Source organism: Stenotrophomonas sp. MH181796 (genome assembly GCF_009659995.1).
Lineage (GTDB): Bacteria > Pseudomonadota > Gammaproteobacteria > Xanthomonadales > Xanthomonadaceae > Stenotrophomonas > Stenotrophomonas riyadhensis.
In genome coordinates, this window is record NZ_RAHU01000005.1 from 109674 (window position 1) to 133248 (window position 23575).

A 23575-nucleotide genomic window follows, 5' to 3' on the forward strand; every position below is an offset into this window, starting at 1 on the left:
GTGGCAGCAGGAACCGGTCCTTCATCGTTACGATCGGCAGCCAGGCCTTCCGCCGTCGACTGACCGATCCCGCTGTAGCCACAGCGCCAGCAGGCCGCATGCGATGAGGGTCGGTGCCAGCAGCTGCAGCGCACCGACCAACGCCATCGCCGCGCCGATCAGCAGGTAGTAGAGCAGGCCAAACAGCGCGCCAGCACTGCCGAGGCAGTGTGGATAGCCGCGCAGGGCCTGGCCGAGCACGTTGGGGATGGCGAGGCCGAAGCCCGTCACCACCGGCACCATCGCCGCGACCAGGGCAGGGTGATCATGCAGCAGCGTGGCCAGCAGGCCTCCCGTCAGGACCAGTCCTGCGGCGATGCGGATGCGCGTGGTTGCGGCAACGCCTGCACGCAGCAGGCGGCCATTGCCCCACGCGCCCAGTGCCGAGCCCAGTGCCAGCACCGCGCCGCTGGCGCCGAACCAGGTGGCTGGCCAATGCTGGCGCGCGAACACGAATGGACCGAGTGCGTACCAGCTGTACATCGCCACGTTGAACGCCATCACCAGTAGTGCCTGCGACCAGATCCAGCGATCGCGGAGCAGTTGCCGCAGCAGTGGCAGCAATGGCGTGTGCACCCCTTCGGCGGCGCGACTTTCGCGGAGCCCCCATGTGCACCCGGCCATCAGCAGGGCGACGACCACCAGCAGCCCGGCCTGCACGCCCGCGTAGCCGTTTGCAGCGACCAGCAGCGTGCCCAGTGCCAGCCCGATCGCGGGACTCAATGCCAGCGCCATGCCGATCCACGAGAACGCCTGCGCCAATGCCGGCCCCCGCAGACGATCACGTAGGACGGTCTGGGTGACCACCGAAGCGGCGGCGGCGCCGACTGCGGCCAACGCTTGGACCAGCAGCACCTGGCCGAAGCTGCGAGCCATCAAGCCGCCCAGTGCAGCCACTGCGAAGACGCCGAGGCCACAGAGAAGGGCAGGGCGACGACCGATACGATCGGCCAGGCGCCCCCACAGCAGCACGCCTGCAGCGAAGCCGAACAGGTACAGGCTCATTGCCTGGCTGGCGGCGCTGGGTGGCAACGCGAAGCGTTCGGCCAGGCTGGCGAGGGCAGGGCTGTACAAGGTCTGCGCCAGCTGCGGGAACATCAGCAGAGCAATGGTGAGCAGTAGAAGGCGGCGCGGCATGCGGGCACTCCGGAAACAGGGGCGCGCATTGTGGTCGCGGCCCTGTTGGCGCACTCTGTAGGTCCTGTCAGGAAATGTAGGAAATCGGTCATGGCGTGGTTGCAGCCGGATGCGCGATTCGACGCAGACGCCTGGAGTGCGCCCGTGCTGGGTATCGCCTCTTCGCTGGCCGACCATGATTCGGGCTGGCACCGGCACGCACGTGCGCAGTTGCTTTACACCCGGCAGGGCTGTACGCGCTTGACCTACGGAGATCGCATCAGCCTGCTGCCACCGTCGCGCGCGGCATGGATTCCGGGCGGTCTGCTTCATCGTGCACAGATGCGCCAGGCGGTCGACTACCGCTCGTTGTACTTTGATGTCGCGTTATCGGCGCAACTGCCGCAGCAGCCTGCGATCATCAGCGTGGGCCCTCTGCTGCAGGCCTTGCTGGAGCCGATCGCGCAGGCACCGTTCAACCATGACTGGCAGTCGTCGCGCGCACACCATCAACTGGCGTTGTGCGTGCTGGAGATCGCCGCTGCACCGGTGGCGCCGATGGACCTGCCTCTGCCGCGTGATCCGCGGATCGCACGTTGTCTGCCGCTGGCCGAGCAGCTGCCGCCCGAACTGGGCGAGCTGGCCGCGCGTGCGGACCTGAGCGTGCGTACCGTCGGCCGGCTGATGCAGCGTGATACCGGCATGGGCTATCAGGCCTGGCGTCAGCAATGGCGCCTGATGCGAGCCATGGAGTTGCTGCTGCTCGGCCATCGCGTCGCGCATGTGGCGCAGGACACCGGGTTCTCCGCCGAGAGCCCGTTCATCGCCTTCTTCCGCAGCATGACCGGCACCACGCCAGCCGCGTTCCAGCGCCACGCAAAAGGGGACGGAGGGGATTAAGTCGCTTTCGCCCCTTTGATGCAAAAACGACTTAATCCCCTCCGTCCCCTTTTCAAAAAAAAACCCCGGCCTGCGCCGGGGCTTTTCATTTCAACGTCGCTGCTGATCAGCCGCCGCGCGGGCCGCTGCGGCGCGGGCCGCCCGGACCACGGTTGCCGCCGGGGCCACCCGGGCCACGGTTGCCACCCGGACCACCGGGACCGCGATTACCGCCCGGACCACGGTTGCCGCCGCCCGGACCGCGACCGCCCGGACGGGCGCCCTGCGCCGGCTTCGGGCTGCCATACGGGTTGAAGCCCGGCGTGGCGTGGTCGGACGGGAAGCTCGGGGCATTGCCCGGATGGCCGTACGGGTGCTTGTTGCCCTGGCCCTGCGAGCGATTGCCCGCACCGGCCGGACGACCCTGGCCGCCTGCGCCGCCACGGCCTTCACCGCCGAAGCCGCCACGGCCCTGGCCGCCAACGGCGCCAGCACCCGGACCCTTCGGCTTGCCGTACGGACGGCCCTGGCCGCCTGCGCCCGGACCACGGGCACCCGGGCCACGTGCGCCCGGACCGGCATTGCGATGGCCGCTCGGGCCGGTGCTCACGCCATCCGGCACGTACCAGGTGCGGAACGCCGCCGGGTTGCCTTCCGGCAGCGAACGGTCGTTCTTCTGGGCGCGCTGCTTGAACGGCTTCTGCGACTGCTTGGCCGCCGCTTCACCGCTGACCGTCAGGCCACCCTTGAAGCCGCCGCCCTTGCCACCGCGGCCACGGCCGCGGTCTTCGCGGACGTTGTCGAAGCGACGCAGCTCGCGGCCTTCGTCAGCGGTGTTGTGGCCGTTGACGTAGGCGTTGCCACGGCCACCTTCGCGCACGCGCACGGTGGTCTTGGCGGCGCGACGCTGGCCGATCACCGGCTGCAGGGTCAGTGCCGACGGCGCGCCTTCTTCCAGCTTCAGCTGCGCGCGCAGGGCTTCCACCTGGGCGGTGCCCAGTTCCACCGAATGGCCGCGGGCCAGTTCGCGCGGCAGGCTCACCTTGCCATAGCGGGTGCGCTTCAGGCGGCTGACCTGGCAGCCCTGCGACTCCCACAGGCGACGCACTTCGCGGTTGCGGCCTTCCTTCACCACAACGCGGAACCAGTCGTGCGAGTCGGTGCCGCCGATGCGTTCGATCTCGTCGAACTTGGCCGGGCCATCTTCCAGTGCCACGCCACGGGTGAGGCGATCGACGATGGCGTCGGAGACCTTTTCCTCGCCTTCCGGCGCGCGCACGCGCACCACGTATTCGCGCTCGACCTCGAACGACGGGTGCATCATGGCGTTGGCCAGTTCACCGTCGGTGGTGGCCAGCAGCAGGCCGGTGGTGTTGATGTCGAGGCGGCCGATCGCGATCCAGCGCGCGCCCTTCAGCGGCGGCAGCGACTCGAACACGGTCGGGCGACCTTCCGGATCATCGCGGGTGGTTACTTCGCCTTCCGGCTTGTTGTAGACCAGCACGCGCGACGGCTCGGCCAGGGCGGTGGCGACGAAGCCACGACCATCCAGTTCGATCTTGTCGCCGCTCTTGACCGACATGCCGGTCTGCGCGACTTCACCGTTGACCTTGACCAGGCCTTCGGCGATGCGCTGTTCCAGCGCGCGGCGCGAGCCAAGGCCGGCCTGGGCCAGCACCTTGTGCAGGCGTTCTTCCAACTTGAACTGTTCGGAGGTGGCTTCGCGCTTCAGCGAGAGCTTGTTCAACGACAGCTTGCGAGGGGTGTCACTCATCAGTTTTGCTCCGGCCGACGGTTTCGAGGTCGGCCTCTGGTTCGGAATCGGCTTGGTCAACAGCCACGGTCGTCATCGCGACGGCGTTGTCTTCGCGTTCGTTCACTGGCACCGCGCGCTCGCCCGGCGCGGAATCGGGGTGCCCATCATCGAAGGGCGAAGGTGCTTGCTCATCGGAGGCCGACGCAGGGGCTGCATCGACGGAATCAGGGGTGTCACTGCCGGCCTGGCCGGCATCATCGTTCGCGGCAGCGCCTTCGGCGCCGGCCGAGATGTCAGGGCCATCGGCGCTTGCCGCCGCCGGTGCATCGCGGTCCAGGGACAGCTGGGGTTCCAGCTCGCCCAGGTCCTTCAGTTCCGACAGTGGCGGCAGCTCATCCAATCGCTTCAGGCCGAAATAATCCAGGAAGCCCTTGGTGGTGCCGAACAGTGCCGGCTTGCCGGGCACGTCGCGGTGGCCGACCACGCGGATCCATTCGCGTTCTTCCAGTGCCTGGATGATGTTGCTGCTGACCGCCACGCCACGCACCTGCTCGATCTCGCCGCGGGTGATCGGCTGCCGGTAGGCGATCAGCGCCAGGGTTTCCAGGGTGGCACGGGTGTAGCGGGTCTTGCGTTCGGTCCACAGCCGGCTGATCCAGCCATGCACTTCGCCGGTGACCTGGTAGCGGAAGCCGGAGGCGACCTCGACCAGTTCCACGCCGCGTCCTTCGCAGGCTTCGCGCAGGCGTTCCAGCGCACGTTCGATGCTGCCCGGGGGTGCCGGTTCCTCTTCCGGGAACAGGTCCTTCAGCTGGGCCAGGGTGAGCGGCTGGCTGGAGGCCAGCAGGGCACCTTCGACAATGCGGTTGATCAGCGTTTGGTCCATCGGCAGTCAGCGCTCACTCGTTCTCGTTGGCGGCGTCGTTGTCGTCGAACTCGCTGCTGAACTGCAGCGGGGCATTGGTGTTGCCGGCGGCCAGTGACTTCACGTAGATCGGCGCCAGTGGTTCTTCCTGGACGATGTCCAGCAGCTGTTCCTTGGCCAGTTCCAGCACCGCCAGGAACGTGACCAGCACGCCCAGCTTGCCTTCTTCGGCGGTGAACAGCCCTTCAAAACGATAGAACTTGCCGTCCTCCAGGCGTCCCAGCACTTCTCCCATGCGTTGCCGCACGCTCAGTGCTTCGCGCTTGATGGCATGGCCGCTGAACAGCTCGGCGCGCTTGAGCACGTCGTGCAGGGCCAGCAGCATTTCCTTCAGGTCCACCGGCGGCGGCAGCTTCACCGTGGCGCGTTCGGGCATGAAGGCGTGTGCCACCGTGGTGTCGCGGTCCTGGCGGGGCAGGGCGTCGATGTCCTCGGCGGCCTGCTTGAAGCGTTCGTACTCCTGCAGGCGGCGCACCAGCTCGGCGCGCGGGTCGGCTTCGTCGCCTTCCTCGCTGACCGGGCGCGGCAGCAGCATGCGTGACTTCACCTCGGCCAGGATCGCAGCCATCACCAGGTACTCGGCGGCCAGCTCGAAGCGCAGCTCGCGCATCACGGTGATGTATTCCACGTACTGCCGGGTGATCTCGGCGACGGGAATGTCCAGTACGTCCAGATTCTGGCGGCGGATCAGGTACAGCAGCAGGTCCAGCGGGCCTTCGAAGGCATCCAGGATGACTTCCAGCGCATCCGGCGGAATGTACAGGTCCTGCGGAATCTGCAGGACCGGTTGTCCATGCACCACGGCCAGCGGCATTTCCTGCTGCTGGGGGGCGGGCGGCCGGGTTGGCGGGTTCGCGTCGAGCGCGAGTTCGGAAGTCATCTAATGGACATCAGGATTGCAACGGACCAGTCGCGGCACCGGGTTCGCCGGGCCTGCGCCACGGAGCCCCAGGGCACCAGACACGCCGGGATCGGCGCGATTCCACACATATCAAACAGCAGGACGCGCCGCAGGGAACGGCAGCGACAAAACTACGGGGAGGTCGTCTACGTGGCCCGGCCGGGTGGTCCGGTTTGAAGCAGCGGGACGGTCGTCGGGGGCTGCGTTGGCCGCAAAAACCGACGGGCTGCTGCATCCAGCCACGTGCAATGGAGCCTAGGGTAAGCCTTTGTCGCGCTAGTGTCCAGCTGGACCGGGGCGGGGGCCGCTTTGGCTAGAATCTGCGCACCCGACAACGCAAGCGAGGAAATGCCGGTGTGGTATGTGATCGAAGGGTATGACGGCCAGGATGTGCTGGCGCAGCGGCTGCAGGCGCGGCCGGAACACCTGGCGCGACTGCACGCGCTGCGCGACGAAGGGCGCCTGCTGCTGGCCGGGCCCTGCCCGGCGGTGGACAGTGAAGACCCGGGCCCGGCCGGTTTCAGTGGTTCGGTGGTGATCGCGCAGTTCGAGTCGCTGCTCCAGGCCCAGGCTTGGGCCGATGCCGACCCATACGTGGCTGCAGGCGTCTACACCCGTGTACAGGTACGCCCGTTCCGCAAGGTCCTGCCGTGAACGCGGAACGGATCGAACGGATGCATGATGCGCTGCAACAGGCGCTGGCCCCGAGCGTGCTCGAGATCGAGGACGACAGTCATCGCCACGCCGGTCATGCCGGCGCGCGCGATGGTCGCGGCCACTTCAACGTCCATGTGGTCAGTGAACGCTTCGCCGGACTGGGCCCGCTGGCCCGGCATCGCGCGGTCTACGCCGCGCTGGGGTCGATGATGGAGACCGATATCCACGCGTTGTCCATCCACGCCCAGACCCCGTCAGAACAAGGCTGAGCCCTTGTCCCACGCTGTCCTGGCAGGTCCCTGCGGGGCCTCGCCATGGACAGATTTCCATGTCCATTTCGGGACATTCGCCTAACGGACTGTTTACAAGCCCAGATGGAAACGCTTACATTCCGCGCCAATGCTGGTAGGTCCAAGCCGTGGAGGGCGGCTTCGTGAACAAGGCAGCTATCACAATCAAAGACGTCGCTCGCGAAGCCCGGGTCTCCGTGGCCACGGTTTCCCGCGCGCTCAACGGGCATGAAAATGTCGCCGAACCGGTCCGCCAGCTTGTGCTGGAGGTGGCCGCACGGCTGCGTTACACCCCGCACGCCGCCGCCCGCAGCCTGAGCAGCCGCCGCACCAACACGGTGGGCGTGGTCCTGCCCGACCTGTACGGCGAATTCTTCTCCGAGCTGATGCGTGGCATCGACAACGTCGCCCGTAGCCGCCGCCAGCACCTGCTGGTGTCCAGCTATCACGGCGACCAGGAACAGCAGGGCGCGGCCCTGCGTGCCATGCGCGGCCGCGTCGACGGCCTGCTGGTGCTTTCGCCCTATGCCGAAAGCCCGGGCTTCCTGACCGACAACCTGCCGCAGTCGCTGCCGACGGTGTTGATCAACACCTATCTGCCCGGGCAGGACCACCCGGTGCTGAGCATCGACGATCACGCCGGCGCGATGGCGATGACCCGCCACCTGCTGGATGCCGGCCACCGCCGCATTGCCTTCATTTCTGGCCCGGACCTCAACTTCGACGCGCGCGAGCGCCTGCGTGGCTTCCGTGACGCGCTGGCGGCTTTCGGCAATGACGCCGAAGGCATCGAGCTGCCCGGTGATTTCGACGAAGCTTCCGGCCATCGCGCCGGTCAGGAGTTGCTGGCAGCCGGAGCGCTGCCCGATGCCGTGTTCGCCGCCAACGACATGATGGCCCTGGGCTGCCTGTATGCGTTCACGCAGGCAGGTGTCCATGTGCCGTCCGACGTCGCACTGGCGGGTTTCGATGACATTCCACTGGCGCGTTTCGTCCACCCGTCGCTGACCACCATGCAGGTCAGCATCGCCGAGCTCGGCGATCGGGCCATGACGCGCCTGCTGCAGTTGATGGACGGCACCTCCACGGATGGGACAGGGGACAAGCAGACCCTGGTTCCCCGCTTGATAGTTCGCGATTCCACCACTCCGCCATCGGGCCGTTGAAGCCAGAGGCGTTCCTTCTTTTTTGATTGATCGCAGGGACCGCGCGAGCGGTCACCGCCACCCGGAGATTGAGTTGATGATGCACACCACCTTCCGCACGCCGGCACGCCGGCTGCTGAGCACTGCACTGGTCAGCTGCCTGATGCTGGCCGCTGCTCCGAACGTCATGGCGCAGTCGGCCAATGCCAGCCTGCGCGGCCAGGTTGCCGGCGCCCAGGCCGGCGCCGAAGTCACCGCCACCAACGTAGCCACCGGCACCGTCCGTCGCGGCGCCGTCCGTGCCGATGGCAGCTACTCGCTGATGGGCCTGGATCCGGGCACCTATGACGTGGTCGCCAACGGCCAGTCGCAGAAGGTCACCGTCACCGTGGCCTCGACCGCTACCCTGAACTTTGCCGGCGCGGCCAGCAGCACCCCGGGTACGACCGCAGCCACCAACCTGGACACCGTCAACGTTGTCGCGCCGACCCTGCTGCAGGAAGTGCGCACGTCCGAAGTCGGCAAGACCGTCAGCCTGCAGCAGATCCAGACCACCCCGCAGGTCTCGCGCAACTTCCTCGAGTTCGCCGACGCGGTGCCGGGCATGATCTTCACCCGCGATGCCAAGGGCAACACCTCGCTGCGCGGCGGTGCCACCAACTCTGACGGCACCAACGTCTACATCGATGGCGTCGGCCAGAAGAGCTACGTGAAGGGGGGCGGCATCTCCGGCCAGTCCGGCAGCGCCGGCAACCCGTTCCCGCAGCTGGCCATCGGTGAATACAAGGTCATCACAGGCAATTACAAGGCGGAGTACGGCCAGGTCTCCAGCGCCGCCATCACCGCCGCGACCAAGTCGGGTACCAACGAGTTCAAGGGTGAGACCTTCTACCGTTACACCAACGACAACATGCGTGCGATGACCCCGGCCGAACGCCAGCCGGGCAAGAGCAAGGAAGACTCGGCCGAGAAGGAGTACGGCTTCGCGCTGGGTGGTCCGATCATCAAGGACAAGGCCCACTTCTTCGTTACCTATGAAGCCAAGCGCTTCGACCTGCCGGTGACCATCGCGCCAGATGGTGCGGTGAGCTCGGCGGCCGCTCATCTGCCCGCCGATGGCGCTGCGGGCCTCGGCCCGGCCAGCCAGCCGTTCCAGCAGGACCTGATCTTCGCCAAGATCGACTTCGAGCCGACCGACAACGATCGCATCGAACTGACCTTCCAGGACCGCGACGAGAACCAGCAGCAGTTCAGCGACCAGACCGCGAAGGTGCACGGCAAGGTGGTGGACAACACCGACCGTCGCTATGCGCTGCGCTGGAACCACAGCGGCGAGCGGTTCTACAACGAGCTGATGGTCACCCATGAAGAGGCGTTCAACAATCCGCTGCCGCTGACCTACGGCAACGGTATCGTCTACACCGCGCCGGACTTTGGTGACAAGAACCGGAACCGCCCGGTGGAAAAGACTCTGGTACAGATCGGTGCAGCAGATGCGCTGTCTTCCCAGGTGAAAGGCCAGAAGGGTTGGGCGATCGAGGACAACCTGACCCTGGATGGCCTGCAGTGGGCGGGCGACCACACCGTCAAGATGGGTGCCAAGTACAAGCAGATCGATCTGTACGCCTCCGACGCGGCGCAGATCAATCCGCAGTTCTTCTACACCATCGACAACCCGGCGTTCCCTTCGGATATCCCGTACAAGGCGCAGTTCACCAAGACCAGCACCGGTGTCACCGGTGTCGCGTCGGAAGTGCGCGCCAAGGTCAAGCAGATCGGTCTGTTCATCCAGGACGACTGGCAGGTCAACGACCACCTGCAGCTGAACATCGGCCTGCGCTGGGACTACGAAAAGAACCCGGTCTACACGGACTTCGTCACGCCGCCGGAAGTGGTCAAGGCGCTGAACTCGCAGGATCCGCACGCACCGCCGGGGGTGTCCCAGACCTATGCGCAGACGCTGGCGCTCAGTGGCCTGGACGTCAACGACTACATCAGTACCGGCCACAACCGCAAGAACTTCAAGAACGCCTGGCAGCCGCGCCTGGGCTTCTCGTATGACGTCAATGCCGACGAGCAGCACGTGATCCACGGTGGCGCCGGCCGTTCCTACGACCGTGACCTGTTCGACAATCTGGCCCTGGAGACCACCAAGCTGGCGCTCCCGCAGCCGACCGTGAATTTCCGCAACCCGGCCACCGGCAGCTGCATGTATGGTCAGCCGCCATGCTTTGACTGGAACCCGAATCTGCTGAACGGCATCGAAAACGTGCAGGCGCTGCTGGGCTCCACCAGCAATGAAGGCATGGAGGTCGATCTGCTGAACAACAACATGAAGGTGCCGTACGCGGATCAGTTCAGCCTCGGCATGAGCAACCAGATCGGCGAGTGGCTGACCGATGCCACGATTTCGCGCACGCTGACCTACGACGGCTTCGCTTACACGCTGGGCAACCGCTTCCACAACGGCAATTTCTTCGACAACCAGATGCTGTGCGGCGCTGAAGAGCCGACCTACGGTCAGCCGTGGGGCTGCAACATCCCGGGCTTTGGCAGCCTCGTCATCGGCCAGCAGGGCATCAAGACCCGCTCCACCCAGATCCTGCTGTCGGCGCAGAAGCCGTACAGCAAGGAAAGCGGCTGGGGTACCTCGATCGCCTACACCTGGACGAACGCCCGCCACAACCGCAACATCAACGAGCACTACTCGTTCGATCGCGGCACCATCGGTGAATACCCGACGATCAAGTCCAATGGCGCGCCGCGCCACCGTCTGGTGGTGACCGGCTCGTATGATGGCTTCTGGGGCATCACCTTTGGTGGAAAGCTGACCCTGGCCACGCCGACCCCGGGCAACGACTGGGCCTGCATCGCCCAGGCCGGCAATTCGAACTGCATGCCGACCCCGGCTGCTGGCACGCCGTCGGGCAATGGCCACTTCCTGCTCGGCGGCAAGATCTTCGGCTACCGCTCGCTGGATCTGCAGGCGACCAAGACCTTCAAGCTGGCGGGCGATACCGAGCTGTATGCACGCATCGACATCATCAACGTGCTCAACTTCGACAACTTCTCCAAGCTGAACTACGTGAAGAGCGACGGCAAGCTGCTGGTCAGCTACAACGAGACCGGCGACATCATCGGTACTCCGCGCCAGATCAAGGCCGAAGTGGGCTTCCGCTTCTAAGCGGGCCCGCCTGAAGCAACACCCTGATGCCGCCGGCCCGCCGGCGGCATCGGCTGAATGGATACATGGCAATGGCCGGCCCCGTGCCGGTCCATTGCCCACGCCGTTGCCGGGCAGGGGGCAGCGGCGTGGGCAATGATCGCGGTGTCAAACCACGTTTTTCGTGGTTTTTTAAGAGCGCAGCTTGTAAACGATTTCAGATCATTGGACGTTATGCTTTCCCATCGATCAGACCACCGGAGGAATCGCGCCATGCAGGCACGCCATCTGTTGTCCGCCGCGGCGTTGAGCCTGGCCGTTGCTGCCTGCCAGCCGGCCCAGCAGGAGCCTGCCAAGCCGCGGCCGCCGGTGATCCTGATCGAAGCCGATGCGCCACCACGGCCGATGAAGCCGGAGCTGCCGCCGCTGTTCGATGACATCGAGCGGCGCACTTTCCAGTTCTTCTGGGATACCACCAACGAGATCAATGGGCTGACCCCGGACCGCTATCCCTCGCGGCCGTTCGCCAGCATCGCCTCGGTCGGCTTCGCGCTGACCGCCTATCCGATCGGCATCGAAAACGGCTGGGTCAGCCGCAACCAGGCGATCGATCGCACGCTGACCACGCTGAAGTTCTTCCGCGACGTGCCGATGGGCCCGCAGCGTACCGGCAAGGCCGGTTACAAGGGCTTCTACTACCACTTCCTGGACATGCAGGAAGGCCGTCGCTACGACAGCTGGGTCGAGCTGTCCTCGGTGGATACCGCGCTGCTGATGATGGGGGTGCTGTTCGCACAGTCGTACTACGGCGGTGACGATCCGCGCGAGAAGGAAATCCGCCAGATCGCCGATACGCTTTACAAGAAGGTCGACTGGCCGTGGCTGCAGCAGCGTGCGCCGCTGATCTCGATGGGCTGGTTCCCGGAGAGCGGCTTCATCGACCACGACTGGATGGGTTACAACGAGGCGATGATGGTCTACATCCTTGCCCTGGGTTCGCCGACGCACCCGGTCAGCCCGGACGCATGGACGGTGTGGACGCGCACCTACGACAACGACTGGGGTGTCTACCAGGGCCAGGAATACCTGTCTTTCGGCCCGCTGTTCGGCCACCAGTACAGCCACGTCTGGATCGACTTCCGCGACATCCAGGACGCGTACATGCGCGAGCGCGGCAGCACCTACTTCCTCAACAGCCGCTCGGCTGCGCTGGCGCAACGCGAGTACGCCATCGCCAACCCGATGCAGTGGAAGGAGTATGGCGAGAACGTGTGGGGCCTGACCGCCAGCGACGGGCCGCAGAACACCACGCAGGACTACCGTGGCGAGCAGCGCCAGTTCCGCCACTACTCTTCGCGCGGCGCCGGCCTCCGTGAGAACTTCGATGACGGCACCATCGCCCCCACCGCTGCGATCGCCTCGGTGGTGTTCGCCCCCGAGCAGGTGATCCCGGCCACGCTGGAGATGCACAAGCGCTTCGGCGATTACATCTATTCCAGTTACGGCTTCCTGGATTCGTTCAACCCCAGTTTCAACTACGACATCCCGATCAAGACCGGCCGCCTGGTGCCCGATCGCGGCTGGGTCGCCAGCGACTACATCGCCATCGACCAGGGTCCGATCCTGACCATGATCGCCAACTACCGCGATGACTTCGTCTGGGAAGTGATGAAGAAGAACCCGTACATCCGCAAGGGCCTGGAACGGGCCGGGTTCAGCGGTGGCTGGCTGGCGCCGGAAGGCTCGTTCCAGCCGCTGGAACTGCAGAAAGACGAAAAGGCCGCGGCGGCACGCGCGGTGGGTATCGCCGAATCACGCGCGGCTGCCGCGCAGGAACAGAAGAACAATGCCAATCGCACCACAGGCCAGGGCAAGTAACCCGATGCCGAACTGGATCGACCGCCTGCGCCGCTGGGCGCTGCCTGCCCTGGCCGCGCTGGCCGTGGCCGGCTGCGCCCGTACCGAGCCGGGCACCACCACCGTGCGCTTCTGGGCGATGGGGCGAGAAGCCGAGGTGGTCAGTGAGCTGATCCATGAGTTCGAGGCGGAGAACCCGGGCATCAAGGTGGATGTGCAGAACATCCCGTGGACGGCCGCGCACGAGAAGCTGCTGACCGCGTTCGCCGCCGACGGCCTGCCGGACGTATGCCAGCTGGGTAACACCTGGGTGCCGGAGTTCGCTGAGCTCGACGCGCTGACGCCGCTGCAGCCGTTCGTGCAGCGTTCGTCCGTGGTCGACCCGAAGGACTATTTCCAGGGCATCTGGGACACCAACGTGATCCATGGCGAGCTGGTGGGCGTGCCGTGGTATGTCGATACCCGCCTGATCTACTACCGCAAGGACCTGCTGGCCAAGGCCGGCTATGACCACCCGCCGCGGACCTGGCAGGAGTGGGACGAACAGATGGCGGCGATCAAGCGCATGCAGGGCCCGAACCGCTATGCGGTGCTGATGCCGATCAACGAGTTCGAGCAGCAGCTGTCGTTGGCGCTGCAGCAGCCCGATCCGTTGCTGCGCGACGACGATACCCGCGGCAATTTCGCCAGCCCGGGGTTCCGCCGCACGCTGGCCTTCTACGCCAACATGTTCGAGCAGGGCTGGGCGCCGAAGATGTCCGAGACGCAGATCTCCAACGTCTGGGATGAGTTCTTCCGCGGCTTCAACGTGTTCTACATTTCCGGCCCGTGGAACATCCGCGAGTTCAAGAAACTGCAGCCCAAGGAACTGGAAGGGCAATGGGGCACCGCGCCGCTGCCGGGGCCGGATGGCCCGGGTGCCGGTATCGCCGGTGGTACCAGCCTGGTGATCTTCCGCAAGTCACAGCAGAAGGAAGCGTCCTGGAAGCTGATCGAGTTCCTGTCGCGACCGGAAATCCAGGCGCGCTTCCATTCGATCATCGGTGACCTGCCGCCGCGCCGCAGCGCCTGGAATGCGCCATCGCTGGCCAACGATCCGCTGGCGGCCGCGTTCCGTGACCAGCTGGAGCGGGTCAAGCCGACGCCGAAGGTGCTGGAATGGGAGCGCATCGTGCAGGAAATGCGCATCGTCACCGAGAAGGTGGTGCGTGGTGGCCTGGCGCAGGACAAGGCCGTGGAAGAGCTGGACCAGCGCGTGGACAAGGTGCTGGCCAAGCGCCGCTGGATGCATGAACAACAACGCCTGCAGCAGCGCGTGCCGTCGCCGCGATCGAGCAGTGCCGTGGCCGCCGGGAGCGCGCAATGAAACGTACTTCACTTGCCGGCTGGATTTTTGCCGGTCCCTCGCTGATCGTGCTGGGCGTGTTCTTCGGCCTGCCGGTGGCTTCGGCGCTGGCGCTGAGCGTGACCGACTTCGACCTGTATGCCCTGGCTGACAGCAGCAACCTGCGCTTCGTCGGCCTCGGCAACTACATCGATCTGCTGCAGACGCCGATGTTCTGGAAGTCGCTGTGGAACACCACCTACTTCGTGCTGATCGGCGTGCCCTTGTCGATCGGCGTATCGCTGGGCGCGGCGATGCTGCTGAATGCGCCGGCCGCGCGCTTCAAGGCGCTGTTCCGCACCGCGCTGTTCGCGCCGGTGGTGACCACGCTGGTGGCGGTGGCGGTGATCTGGCGCTATCTGTTCCATACCAGCTACGGCCTGGTGAACTACGGCCTGGGCCACCTGGGTATCAGCCCGATCGACTGGCTGGGTGATCCCAACTGGGCGATGCCGACCATCATGCTGTTCGCGGTCTGGAAGAACTTCGGCTACAACATGGTGATCTTCCTGGCGGGCCTGCAGGCGATCCCGCATGACCTGTACGAGGCCGCACGCATCGACGGTGCCTCGCGCTGGAAGCAGTTCCTGCACATCACCCTGCCGATGCTCGGCCCGGTGCTGCTGGTGGTCGGCGTGATCACCGTGTCCGGCTACTTCCAGCTGTTCGCCGAGCCGTACGTGATGACCCGCGGCGACCCGCTGCAGAGCACCGTCAGCGTGCTGTATTTCATGTTCGAGGAAGGCTTCAAGTGGTGGAACCTGGGACGCGCCTCCGCAGTGGCGTTCCTGCTGTTCCTGATCATCCTGGCGGTGACCACCGTGATGCTGCGTTTCGGCCGCAAGAGGCAGTTGGTATGAGTCGTGAAATCGGCCAGTCGCGCTGGTACCCGTGGATGATCAATGGTGCGTTGCTGGTATTGGCCCTGCTAAGCCTGGCACCGCTGCTGTGGATGCTCTCGGTCTCGTTCATGCCGCAGGGCGAGGCGACCCACTTCCCACCACCGCTGCTGCCGTCCAGCATCACCACGCGCAACTACCATGAGCTGTTCGCGCGCACCGGCATGGGCGGCAACTTCGCCAACAGCCTGCTGGTGTCGGTTGGCATCACCCTGGGTTCGCTGCTGCTCAACACGATGGCCGGCTACGCCTTCGCCAAGCTCAACTTCGTCGGCCGCGAGCGCCTGTTCCAGGTGCTGATGGCGGCGCTGGTGATTCCGGCGCAGGTGGCGATGCTGCCGCTGTTCCTGCTGATGAAGCAGCTGGGCCTGGTCAACAGCTTCGGCGGCGTGATCGTGCCGGCGCTGGCCAGCGTGTTCGGCATCTTCCTGGTGCGCCAGTATGCGCGGTCGATCCCGGACGAACTGCTGGAGGCGGCGCGCATCGACGGGGCAGGGGAGCTGCGGATCTTCTTCCAGATCGTGCTGCCGATGCTCAAGCCGGTGCTGGTGACCCTGGCGATCTTCACCTTCATGGGTGCATGGAACGATTTCATGTGGCCGTTGATCGTGTTGACCGACCAGGAGCACTACACTTTGCCGGTGGCGCTGGCCACCCTCTCGCGCGAGCACATCATGGACGTGGAAATGATGATGGCCGGCGCGGTGGTCACCGTGGTTCCGGTGCTGGCGCTGTTCCTGGTGCTGCAGCGGTACTACATCCAAGGTCTGTTGTTGGGGAGCGTCAAAGGATGAAGCGAGCGATCGCCGTTGGACTGGGCCTGTTGTGGACCTCCCTGGCGATCGCCGCACCTCCGGCGCTGCCGGCACCGAAGGTGCTGGACGATTTCGACGACATCGGCGCCTGGAAGCTGGTGTTGTCCGACCAGGTCAGCGGATCGCTGCGACCGGTCAGTGGCGCCGGCGGCGGTCGTGCACTGTGCCTGGACTACGATTTCCACGATGTCTCCGGCTACGTCGGCATCCGCCGCGCGCTCAACATCGAATACCCGGTCAATTACCGCTTCGGTTTCCAGATGCGCGGTGATTCACCGGGCAACGACCTGCAGTTCAAGCTGATCGATGCCAGCGGCGACAACGTCTGGTGGGTCAACCGGCCCGGCTACAGCTTCCCCAGGGCGTGGACGCCGGTCGAGTACCGCCGCCGCCAGATCGACAAGGCGTGGGGGCCTTCGCCCGAAAAGGAGATGGCACGCAGCGCCGCGGTCGAGTTCACGATCTACAGCAAGGTCGGCGGCCGCGGCACCGTGTGCTTCGACAAGCTGACCCTGCAGGGCCTGCCAGCCCAGGATGACTCGGCGCTGGTGCCGTCGGTGATCGCCGATACCGCCACCGCGCTGCAGGACCGCATGATCGACGGCAAGAGCGATACGTTCTGGATCAGCGGTGGCGTCAAGCAGCAGACCATCAGCCTGGACCTGCACAAGAGCCGCGAGATCGGCGGTGCGGTGATCGACTGGCTGCCGAACCTGGAGGCGCGCCGCTACACCGTGCGGACTTCGGAGGATGGCCGTGACTGGCGTACCGTGCGCGAAGTCACCAGTGGTGCCGGTGGCCGTGACTGGCTGGCACTGCCGGATACCGATGCACGCTACGTGCGCTTCGATCTGCAGGATGGCCCGAACTGGCGCTACGGCATCCGTGACATCGCGCTCAAGCCGCTGGCCTTCGCGGCCACGCCGAACGCATTCCTGTCCTCGGTGGCGGCCGATCTGCCGCGCGGGTCGTTGCCGCGTGCCTATGTGGGCGAACAGCCGTACTGGACGCTGCTCGGCCTCGATGGCGGCCAGGAACAGGCGCTGATCAGCGAGGATGGCGCGCTGGAGCCGGCCAAGGGCAGCTTCAGCATCGAGCCGTTCATCCGCCTCGACGGCAAGCTGCTGGACTGGTCGAAGGTGGCCATCACCCAGTCGCTGCAGGATCACTACCTGCCGATCGCCAACGTTGACTGGGTGCATGAGAAGGTCGGCCTGGCGGTGACAGGCTTCGTGCAGGGCACGCCGGAGCGCGCGCAGCTGATCGGCCGCTATCGGCTGAGCAATCCGGACAAGGTCGCACACGAATACACCCTGGCGCTGGCGATCCGTCCGTGGCAGGTCAATCCCCCGACCCAGTTCCTCAACACCGTCGGTGGCTTCAGCCGCATCGATGCACTGGATGTGGGCGATCAGCTGGTGCGGGTCAACGGCGAGCCGCGCATCTACCCGCTGCAGGTGCCGGACGCGCGCTTTGCCAGCACGTTCGATGGCAAGCTCGATGCGATGCATCTGGCGGACGGAAAGTATCCGGCCACCACTTCAGTGAAGGACAGCACCGGCATGGCGTCGGGCGCGTTGATCTATACGATCAAGCTCGAGCCCGGGCAGAGCCGCGAGGTGGCGGTGGTGCTGCCGCAGACCGGTGGCTGGGCGCCGAAGGCGCTGGACGTGGCCAAGGCGCAGGCGCAGGTGGCCGGGCAGTGGCGGCAGAAGCTGGGCGTGGTCTCGCTGCAGGTGCCCGCTGCAGGCCAGCCGCTGGTCGACACCCTGCGCACGGCAGTCGCGCACATGCTGATCTCGCGGGTCGGTCCGCGCCTGCAGCCGGGCACGCGTTCGTACGCGCGCAGCTGGATCCGCGATGGCGCGATGATTTCAGAAGGCCTGCTGCGCATGGGCCGCAGCGACGCCGTGCGTGACTACATCAACTGGTATGCCCCCTACCAGTTCGAGAACGGCAAGGTGCCGTGCTGCGTCGATGCGCGCGGCAGCGACCCGGTGCCGGAGAACGACAGTCATGGCGAACTGATCTACAGCATCGCCGAGTATGGGCGCTATACCGGCGACAGCACCTTCGTCGAGCTGATGTGGCCGCACGTGCAGGGTGCCTACAGCTACATGGAGCAGTTGCGTGCCAGCGAACGCACCGAGGAGAACCGTGCGCGCAACCCGGCCTTCTACGGCATGATGCCGGCCTCGATCAGCCACGAAGGCTATTCGGCCAAGCCGATGCACTCGTACTGGGACAATTTCTGGGCGCTGCGTGGCTATAAGGACGCGGCGCTGCTGGCGACCCAGCTGGGCAAGGTCGAGGCGATGCAGATCGCCGAATCGCGTGACCAGTTCCGTGATGACCTGCAGGCCTCGCTGTTGTCGGCGATGCAGCAGCACAACATCGACTACCTGCCGGGCTCGGCCGAGCTGGGCGACTTCGATGCGACTTCGACCACCATTGCGCTGGCCCCGGGGGGCGAGCAGGACCGCCTGCCGCAGCAGGCGTTGGACGCAACCTTCGAGCGCTACTGGAAGGAATTCGTGGCGCGTCGCGATGGCAAGCGCGAGTGGAAGGACTACACGCCCTACGAATGGCGCAACGTGGCTGCGTTCGTACGCCTGGGCTGGCGCGACCGCGCCTGGCAGGCGACCGAGTTCTTCTTCAAGGACCGCGTACCGCAGGCCTGGAACCAGTGGGCCGAGGTGGTTTCGCGTACGCCGCGGAAGCCGTTCTTTGTTGGCGACCTGCCACACGCCTGGGTGGCTTCGGACTTCGTGCGCTCGGCGCTGGACATGTTTGCCTACAACCGCGACATGGACGATGCGCTGGTGCTGGCCGCCGGTGTGCCGTCGTCATGGCTGCAGGGTGAGGGCATCGCCGTGCAGGGCCTGCGTACGCCGCAGGGTCAGCTGAACTACCGGCTGCAGCGCAGCGACAAGCAGCTGGTGCTGGAGGTGCAGCCGGGCCTGGTGCCGCCGGTCGGTGGCGTGGTGCTGCCATGGCCGTACGCGGGTGATCCGGGCGAGGCGACGGTCAATGGCGAAGCCGCCGAGTGGATCAACAAGGAACTGCACGTGCACCAGCTGCCGGCGCGGGTCGAGATCGAAGTGCCGAGCGCGGTGCGCCGCGCGGAACGCAAGGGGCAGTAACGATGAAGCAACAGGGGGCGAGGGCGCGCATGACGGTGCGCGCCCTGGGACTGGCGATTGCCCTGGCATTGCCGGTCGGGGTGATGGCGGTGGCGCCGGCGGCCACCGCTGCGCCGGCTGAGGTGGCCAGTGCGCCAGGCATGAGCATGGTCACCTTCAACCTGCATCATGACCGCGAGGACTGGCCGAGCCGCCGCCGCACCATCCTGGCCGAACTCAAGCGCCTGCAGCCCGATGCCATCGCGCTGCAGGAGGTGATCCAGCGCCGCAACGTGCGCAACCAGGCGCAATGGCTGGCCAGCCAACTCGGCTACAGGTATGTGTTCGTGTCCACCGATCCGGTCGGGGCACCCAAGCGCTACGGCAACGCGCTGCTGAGCCGCCGCCCGATCCTTGCCCAGGGCGATCATCTGCTGCAGCCATTGAATGATTACCGCACGGTCGCTCACCTGCGCATCGACGTCGACGGCACGCCAGTGAACGTCTACGCCACGCATCTGAACGAGCGCAACGACGAGAGTGGGCAGCGCATCCGTCGCAGCCAGGTCGAGGACCTGCTGCGCTTCATCACTGCAACGTCCGCTGGTGCGCCGGTGGTGATCGCCGGTGACTTCAATGCGCTGGTGGACGCCGGTGACCTGAGCGAGCTGCGCAGCCACTACGGCGACAGCTACGGCAGCGTGCACGTCAATACCGATCTGGCCGGGGTCAGTACGCTCAATCGTCACTACTACCAGGCGCCCTCGCGGATCGACCACATCTTCTTCCAGCAGGACGAGATGGTCGCGCGCGAGGCGAAACTCCTGTTTGACCAGCCCGACGACAGCGGTCGCTGGGCTTCCGATCACTACGGTGTGTGGACCCGGTTGCAGTTCGCACCGAAACCCTGACGGAGCACGCTCCGGTAGCTGCCAGCCTTGGTTGGCACGGGCGTGTCCGCGTTCGCTCCAACAACGGCGCCAACCAAGGTTGGCCTCTACCAGGGCGCTGCACGCGTCCGACGCACAAACAGAAACGGCGGGGATCATTGATCCCCGCCGTTTCGTTTTCACGCGATCAACGTGCGATCAGTTCGCCGGCGGCGTGCGCTTGGCGGCCTCTTCGTCTTCTTCATCGGCCCTGGCTTCCGCAGCCTGGGCTGCAGCGTCGGCATGGCCATCGGCGACCGGATCGATCGACGGCGTCACCACGGCTTCGGCCACCGGGGCAGCGGCTTCGATCGGCGCGGCTTCGACCGCCACCGGAGCGACCGGCTGTTCGACGATCGGCGCAGTCTCGACGACCGGCGTGGCTTCAACGGCCGGGGCGGCCTCCACCACCGCGGCAATCTCACTGGCCACCGGCTTGGTTTCAACCACCGGGGTTGCTTCAACAACCTGCGGCTTCGATTCCACCACCGGTGCCGCCTCGACCACGACCGGCTTCACCTCCACCACCGGAGCGGCTTCAACGACCGGGGCAACCTCAGCCGCCGCCGGCTTTGCGTCCGCTACCGGAGCCGCAACGGCCACCGGCTGGACCGGGGTCGCGGCGTCGATGGCATCGAGCATGCTGGTCTGCACCGGCGAGGACACCGCTTCAGCCTTGGCAGCGGCTTCCACCGGGGCCTGCGTTTCGGCCACGGCCGGCGCGGCGGTTTCGACCACGGCCCTGCTCACCACTGCGACCGGCGCGGCGACAACGGCAGCGGCGGCACGGACCGGCTTCGCGGCGTCGGCGGTCGGCTCGACGTCATCATCGAAGTCGAATTCCGGCTGCGAACGGGCCGGCTGCGCAGCAGCGACCGGCGTGGTGCCGGCGATGTTGTCGACGTTCGGCTCGGCGCCATCGGCGTCATCGCCTTCGTCACCATCGTCCTGGTCATCGCCCAGGGCGTCGCTGCCAGCGGCATTCTCGGCGCCACCGCGACGACGGCGACGGCCACCGCGACGGCCGCGACGACGGCGGGTCGCGCCTTCGCCGGTCTGCTCGCCATTGGCGTCGGTTGCAGCCTCTTCACCGGCAACCGCAACCACCTCGGCTTCGCTGGCGGTGTTGGCAGTCGTGTCGACCGGTGCTGCGGCTTCTGCCGGAGCGGCGGCCACCGGAGCAACCGGCGCGGTCGCTTCCTGCGCGGTCACCGCATTGGCGGCGACCGCCGTGGCGGCCACGGCGGCAGCCGCGGTCACGGCTTCGGCCGGTGCTTCGGCGGCGTTGCGCTGCGGCTTCTCGGCCGGCTTGTCACCGTCCTGCTGCGGGCGCGGCTGCTTCGGCTGCTTCAGCTTCGGCTGCTGCGGGTTCTGGTTCTGGCCTTGCTGCTCGTTGCGCGGCTTGCTCTGCTGCTGCGGCTGCTGCTGGCCATCCTTCTGCTGCGGCTCCTTCTGCTTGCCTTGCTGCGGTTGCTGCTGGGCATTGCCGTTGTTGCCGTTGCGGCCGTCCTTGCTGCGCTGCTCACCGCGGTCCTTGCGGTTGCCGCCGTCCTTCTGCTGCTGCGCGTTGGCGTTGCCACCATTGCCACGGTTGTCGTCGCGGCGATCCTTGCGGTCCTTGTTGCGATCCTTGTTGCGGTCCTTGCGGCCGCCGTCCTGCTGCTGGCGCGCAGCCGGGGCTGCCGGCGCCGGCGCGGGGGCAGGTTCGCCACCGAACACGCGCTTGAGCCAACCGATCACGCCGCCCGCCGGGGCCGGCGCCACCGGCGCTGCAGCGACCGGAGCCGGGGCCACTGCGGCCGGTTCCACTTCCTCGCGCACCGGGGCGGGGGAGGTGTGCTTGACCTGGGTCACCGCCGGCGGCGGGATGTTCAGCTGGCCCTTGGTCAGCGCATGCACCGGCAGCTTGCGCGGGGTGCCGCGCTGGTAGCTGGGCTTGCTGCTCTCTTCACCCAGCTCGTTCTCACGCAGGCGGGTGACGGTGTAATGCGGGGTGTGCAACTGCTCGTCGGCGACGATCACGATCGGCGCCTCGTGGCGCTGCTCGATCTCGCGCAGGGCGCTGCGCTTTTCGTTCAACAGGTAGTTGGCGATCTCCACCGGGGCCTGCACCAGCACCTGCCCGGTGTTCTCCTTCATCGCATGCTCTTCGGCGACGCGGATGATCGACAGCGACAGCGACTCGACGCTGCGCATGCGGCCGTGGCCGTCGCAACGCGGGCAGACGATCTGGCTGGATTCACCCAGGCTCGGGCGCAGGCGCTGGCGGCTCATTTCCAGCAGGCCGAAGCGCGAGATGCGGCCGACCTGCACGCGGGCACGGTCGTACTTCAGCGCGTTGGCGAGGCGGTTCTCGACCTCGCGCTGGTGCTTGTTGGAGGCCATGTCGATGAAGTCGATCACTACCAGGCCGCCCAGGTCGCGCAGGCGCAGCTGGCGGGCCACTTCCTCGGCTGCTTCCAGGTTGGTCTGGAACGCGGTGTCCTCGATGTCGCTGCCCTTGGTGGCGCGCGAGGAGTTCACGTCGACCGCGGTCAGCGCTTCGGTCTGGTCGACCACGATCGAGCCGCCCGACGGCAGGCGCACGTTGCGCTCGTAGGCGCCTTCGATCTGCGATTCGATCTGGAAGCGGTTGAACAGCGGGATGTCGTCCTTGTAGTGCTTGAGCTTGCGCAGGGTCTGCGGCATCACCTGCTGCATGAACTCGCGGGCGTGCTCGTACATCTCCTCGGTGTCCACCAGGATCTCGCCGATGTCGGCGCGCAGGTAGTCACGCAGGGCGCGCACGATCAGGCGCGATTCCTGGTAGATCAGGAACGGGGCCGGCTTGCTCAGTGCGGCTTCGGCGATGGCGCGCCAGACGTTGAGCAGGTAGTCCAGATCCCACTGCAGCTCTTCCGCATCGCGGCCGACGCCGGCGGTACGGATGATCACGCCCATGTCGTCGGGGATGTTCAGCTTGTCCAGGGCGTCCTTCAGGGCGGCCCGGTCTTCGCCCTCGATGCGACGGGACACGCCGCCGGCGCTGGGCGAGTTCGGCATCAGCACCATGTAGCGGCCGGCCAGCGAGATGAACGTGGTCAGGGCGGCGCCCTTGTTGCCACGCTCTTCCTTGTCCACCTGGACGACGATCTCCTGGCCTTCCTTCAGCAGCTCGCGGATGCCGGCCTTGTTGTGGTCGACACCGGCCTGGAAGTAGTCGCGGGAGATTTCCTTCAGCGGCAGGAAGCCATGGCGGCCACCGCCGTACTCGACGAAGGCTGCTTCCAGCGAGGGCTCGATGCGGAAGATCCGGCCCTTGTAGATGTTGGACTTCTTCTGTTCCTTCGACGGCTGTTCGATGTCGATGTCATACAACGACTGGCCATCCACGATGGCAACACGCAGCTCTTCAGCCTGCGTGGCGTTGATCAGCATTCGCTTCATTGTTGCGTTCCTCGCAAGCGGCTACCGCGCGGAACGCCATGGGGTTTCGCCTCTGGACACGGTTCGCCGCCCATTCGCGCAAGCGCGGGGAGGGCGGCTTGGGTTTCCAGCGCTACGACACCACGGCAGGCCGCGGGAGCGCTTCACTCTTATGGGTTTTGGGGTGTTACAGGCCGCAGGCAGCTGTCAGCCAGGCTGGAGCGCCACGCGGGACATGTTCAGCACGGTTGCGTGTCAGGCATCCGGCGATGGCCGGGAAGGCCGGTGAGCCG

At 66.2% G+C, this 23575-nt stretch carries 16 protein-coding genes; 11 read left to right on the forward strand and 5 right to left on the reverse strand.

The annotated features are described in order from the left end of the window. Nucleotides 1-27 precede the first annotated feature (27 nt). On the reverse strand, nt 28-1176 hold the full coding sequence (locus tag D5301_RS13510) for an MFS transporter (protein WP_153855951.1): 1149 nt from the start codon (nt 1174-1176) through the stop codon (nt 28-30). A 90-nt stretch (nt 1177-1266) separates the two neighbouring features. Here D5301_RS13510 and D5301_RS13515 point away from each other — a divergent pair, with 90 nt between their 5' ends. Further along, nucleotides 1267-2055, forward strand: coding sequence for a helix-turn-helix transcriptional regulator (locus D5301_RS13515; RefSeq protein WP_110712889.1), 789 nt, complete (start codon nt 1267-1269; stop codon nt 2053-2055). Nucleotides 2056-2161: 106 nt separating this feature from the next. Here D5301_RS13515 and D5301_RS13520 read toward each other — a convergent pair whose 3' ends face one another. The 3 genes from D5301_RS13520 to D5301_RS13530 are packed head-to-tail and all read right to left on the reverse strand — an operon-like array spanning nt 2162 to nt 5595. Then, a complete protein-coding gene (locus D5301_RS13520) occupies nt 2162-3808 on the reverse strand; it encodes a pseudouridine synthase (RefSeq protein ID WP_153855952.1) in 1647 nt (548 codons plus the stop codon). Beyond that, entirely contained in the window at nt 3801-4676 is an 876-nt protein-coding gene (gene scpB / locus D5301_RS13525) for an SMC-Scp complex subunit ScpB (protein ID WP_110712887.1), read from the reverse strand. Before scpB ends, D5301_RS13520 begins: the two co-directional genes overlap by 8 nt. Before the next feature lie 13 nt (nt 4677-4689). Further along, the gene (locus D5301_RS13530; RefSeq protein ID WP_110712886.1) at nt 4690-5595 is read right to left on the reverse strand and encodes a ScpA family protein; all 906 of its coding nucleotides are present in this window, start codon (nt 5593-5595) and stop codon (nt 4690-4692) included. A gap of 375 nt (nt 5596-5970) precedes the next feature. Here D5301_RS13530 and D5301_RS13535 point away from each other — a divergent pair, with 375 nt between their 5' ends. The 10 genes from D5301_RS13535 to D5301_RS13580 all read left to right on the forward strand — a co-directional run bounded on the left by D5301_RS13535 (nt 5971) and on the right by D5301_RS13580 (nt 19859). Then, nucleotides 5971-6270: a YciI family protein gene (locus D5301_RS13535; protein ID WP_032129789.1), complete on the forward strand. Its 300-nt coding sequence runs from the start codon at nt 5971-5973 to the stop codon at nt 6268-6270. Between the two features lie 20 nt (nt 6271-6290). Next, nucleotides 6291-6542 carry a BolA family protein gene (locus D5301_RS13540; RefSeq protein WP_110712885.1) on the forward strand — a complete coding sequence of 84 codons (252 nt, stop codon included), beginning with the start codon at nt 6291-6293 and terminating at the stop codon, nt 6540-6542. A 149-nt stretch (nt 6543-6691) separates the two neighbouring features. Beyond that, complete coding sequence (locus tag D5301_RS13545) at nt 6692-7729, forward strand: LacI family DNA-binding transcriptional regulator (protein ID WP_324187322.1); 1038 nt, start codon at nt 6692-6694, stop codon at nt 7727-7729. A gap of 76 nt (nt 7730-7805) precedes the next feature. Further along, on the forward strand, nt 7806-10892 hold the full coding sequence (locus tag D5301_RS13550; protein ID WP_153855954.1) for a TonB-dependent receptor: 3087 nt from the start codon (nt 7806-7808) through the stop codon (nt 10890-10892). Between the two features lie 252 nt (nt 10893-11144). Beyond that, nucleotides 11145-12749: a glucoamylase family protein gene (locus D5301_RS13555; protein WP_153855955.1), complete on the forward strand. Its 1605-nt coding sequence runs from the start codon at nt 11145-11147 to the stop codon at nt 12747-12749. 4 nt (nt 12750-12753) lie between these two features. Next, a complete protein-coding gene (locus D5301_RS13560) occupies nt 12754-14094 on the forward strand; it encodes a sugar ABC transporter substrate-binding protein (RefSeq protein ID WP_110712882.1) in 1341 nt (446 codons plus the stop codon). Next, nucleotides 14091-14972, forward strand: a complete 882-nt coding sequence (locus D5301_RS13565; RefSeq protein WP_005410323.1) for a sugar ABC transporter permease — start codon at nt 14091-14093, stop codon at nt 14970-14972. The genes D5301_RS13560 and D5301_RS13565 overlap by 4 nt, the downstream gene beginning before the upstream one ends. After that, a complete protein-coding gene (locus D5301_RS13570) occupies nt 14969-15805 on the forward strand; it encodes a carbohydrate ABC transporter permease (protein WP_110712881.1) in 837 nt (278 codons plus the stop codon). Before D5301_RS13565 ends, D5301_RS13570 begins: the two co-directional genes overlap by 4 nt. Beyond that, complete coding sequence (locus D5301_RS13575) at nt 15802-18969, forward strand: discoidin domain-containing protein (protein ID WP_110712880.1); 3168 nt, start codon at nt 15802-15804, stop codon at nt 18967-18969. Before D5301_RS13570 ends, D5301_RS13575 begins: the two co-directional genes overlap by 4 nt. Nucleotides 18970-18971: 2 nt before the next feature. Beyond that, nucleotides 18972-19859, forward strand: a complete 888-nt coding sequence (locus tag D5301_RS13580) for an endonuclease/exonuclease/phosphatase family protein (protein WP_110712879.1) — start codon at nt 18972-18974, stop codon at nt 19857-19859. A gap of 177 nt (nt 19860-20036) precedes the next feature. Here the strand turns inward: D5301_RS13580 and D5301_RS13585 are convergent, their stop codons facing one another. Next, nucleotides 20037-23303: an Rne/Rng family ribonuclease gene (locus D5301_RS13585; protein ID WP_153855956.1), complete on the reverse strand. Its 3267-nt coding sequence runs from the start codon at nt 23301-23303 to the stop codon at nt 20037-20039. Nucleotides 23304-23575: the final 272 nt, after the last annotated feature.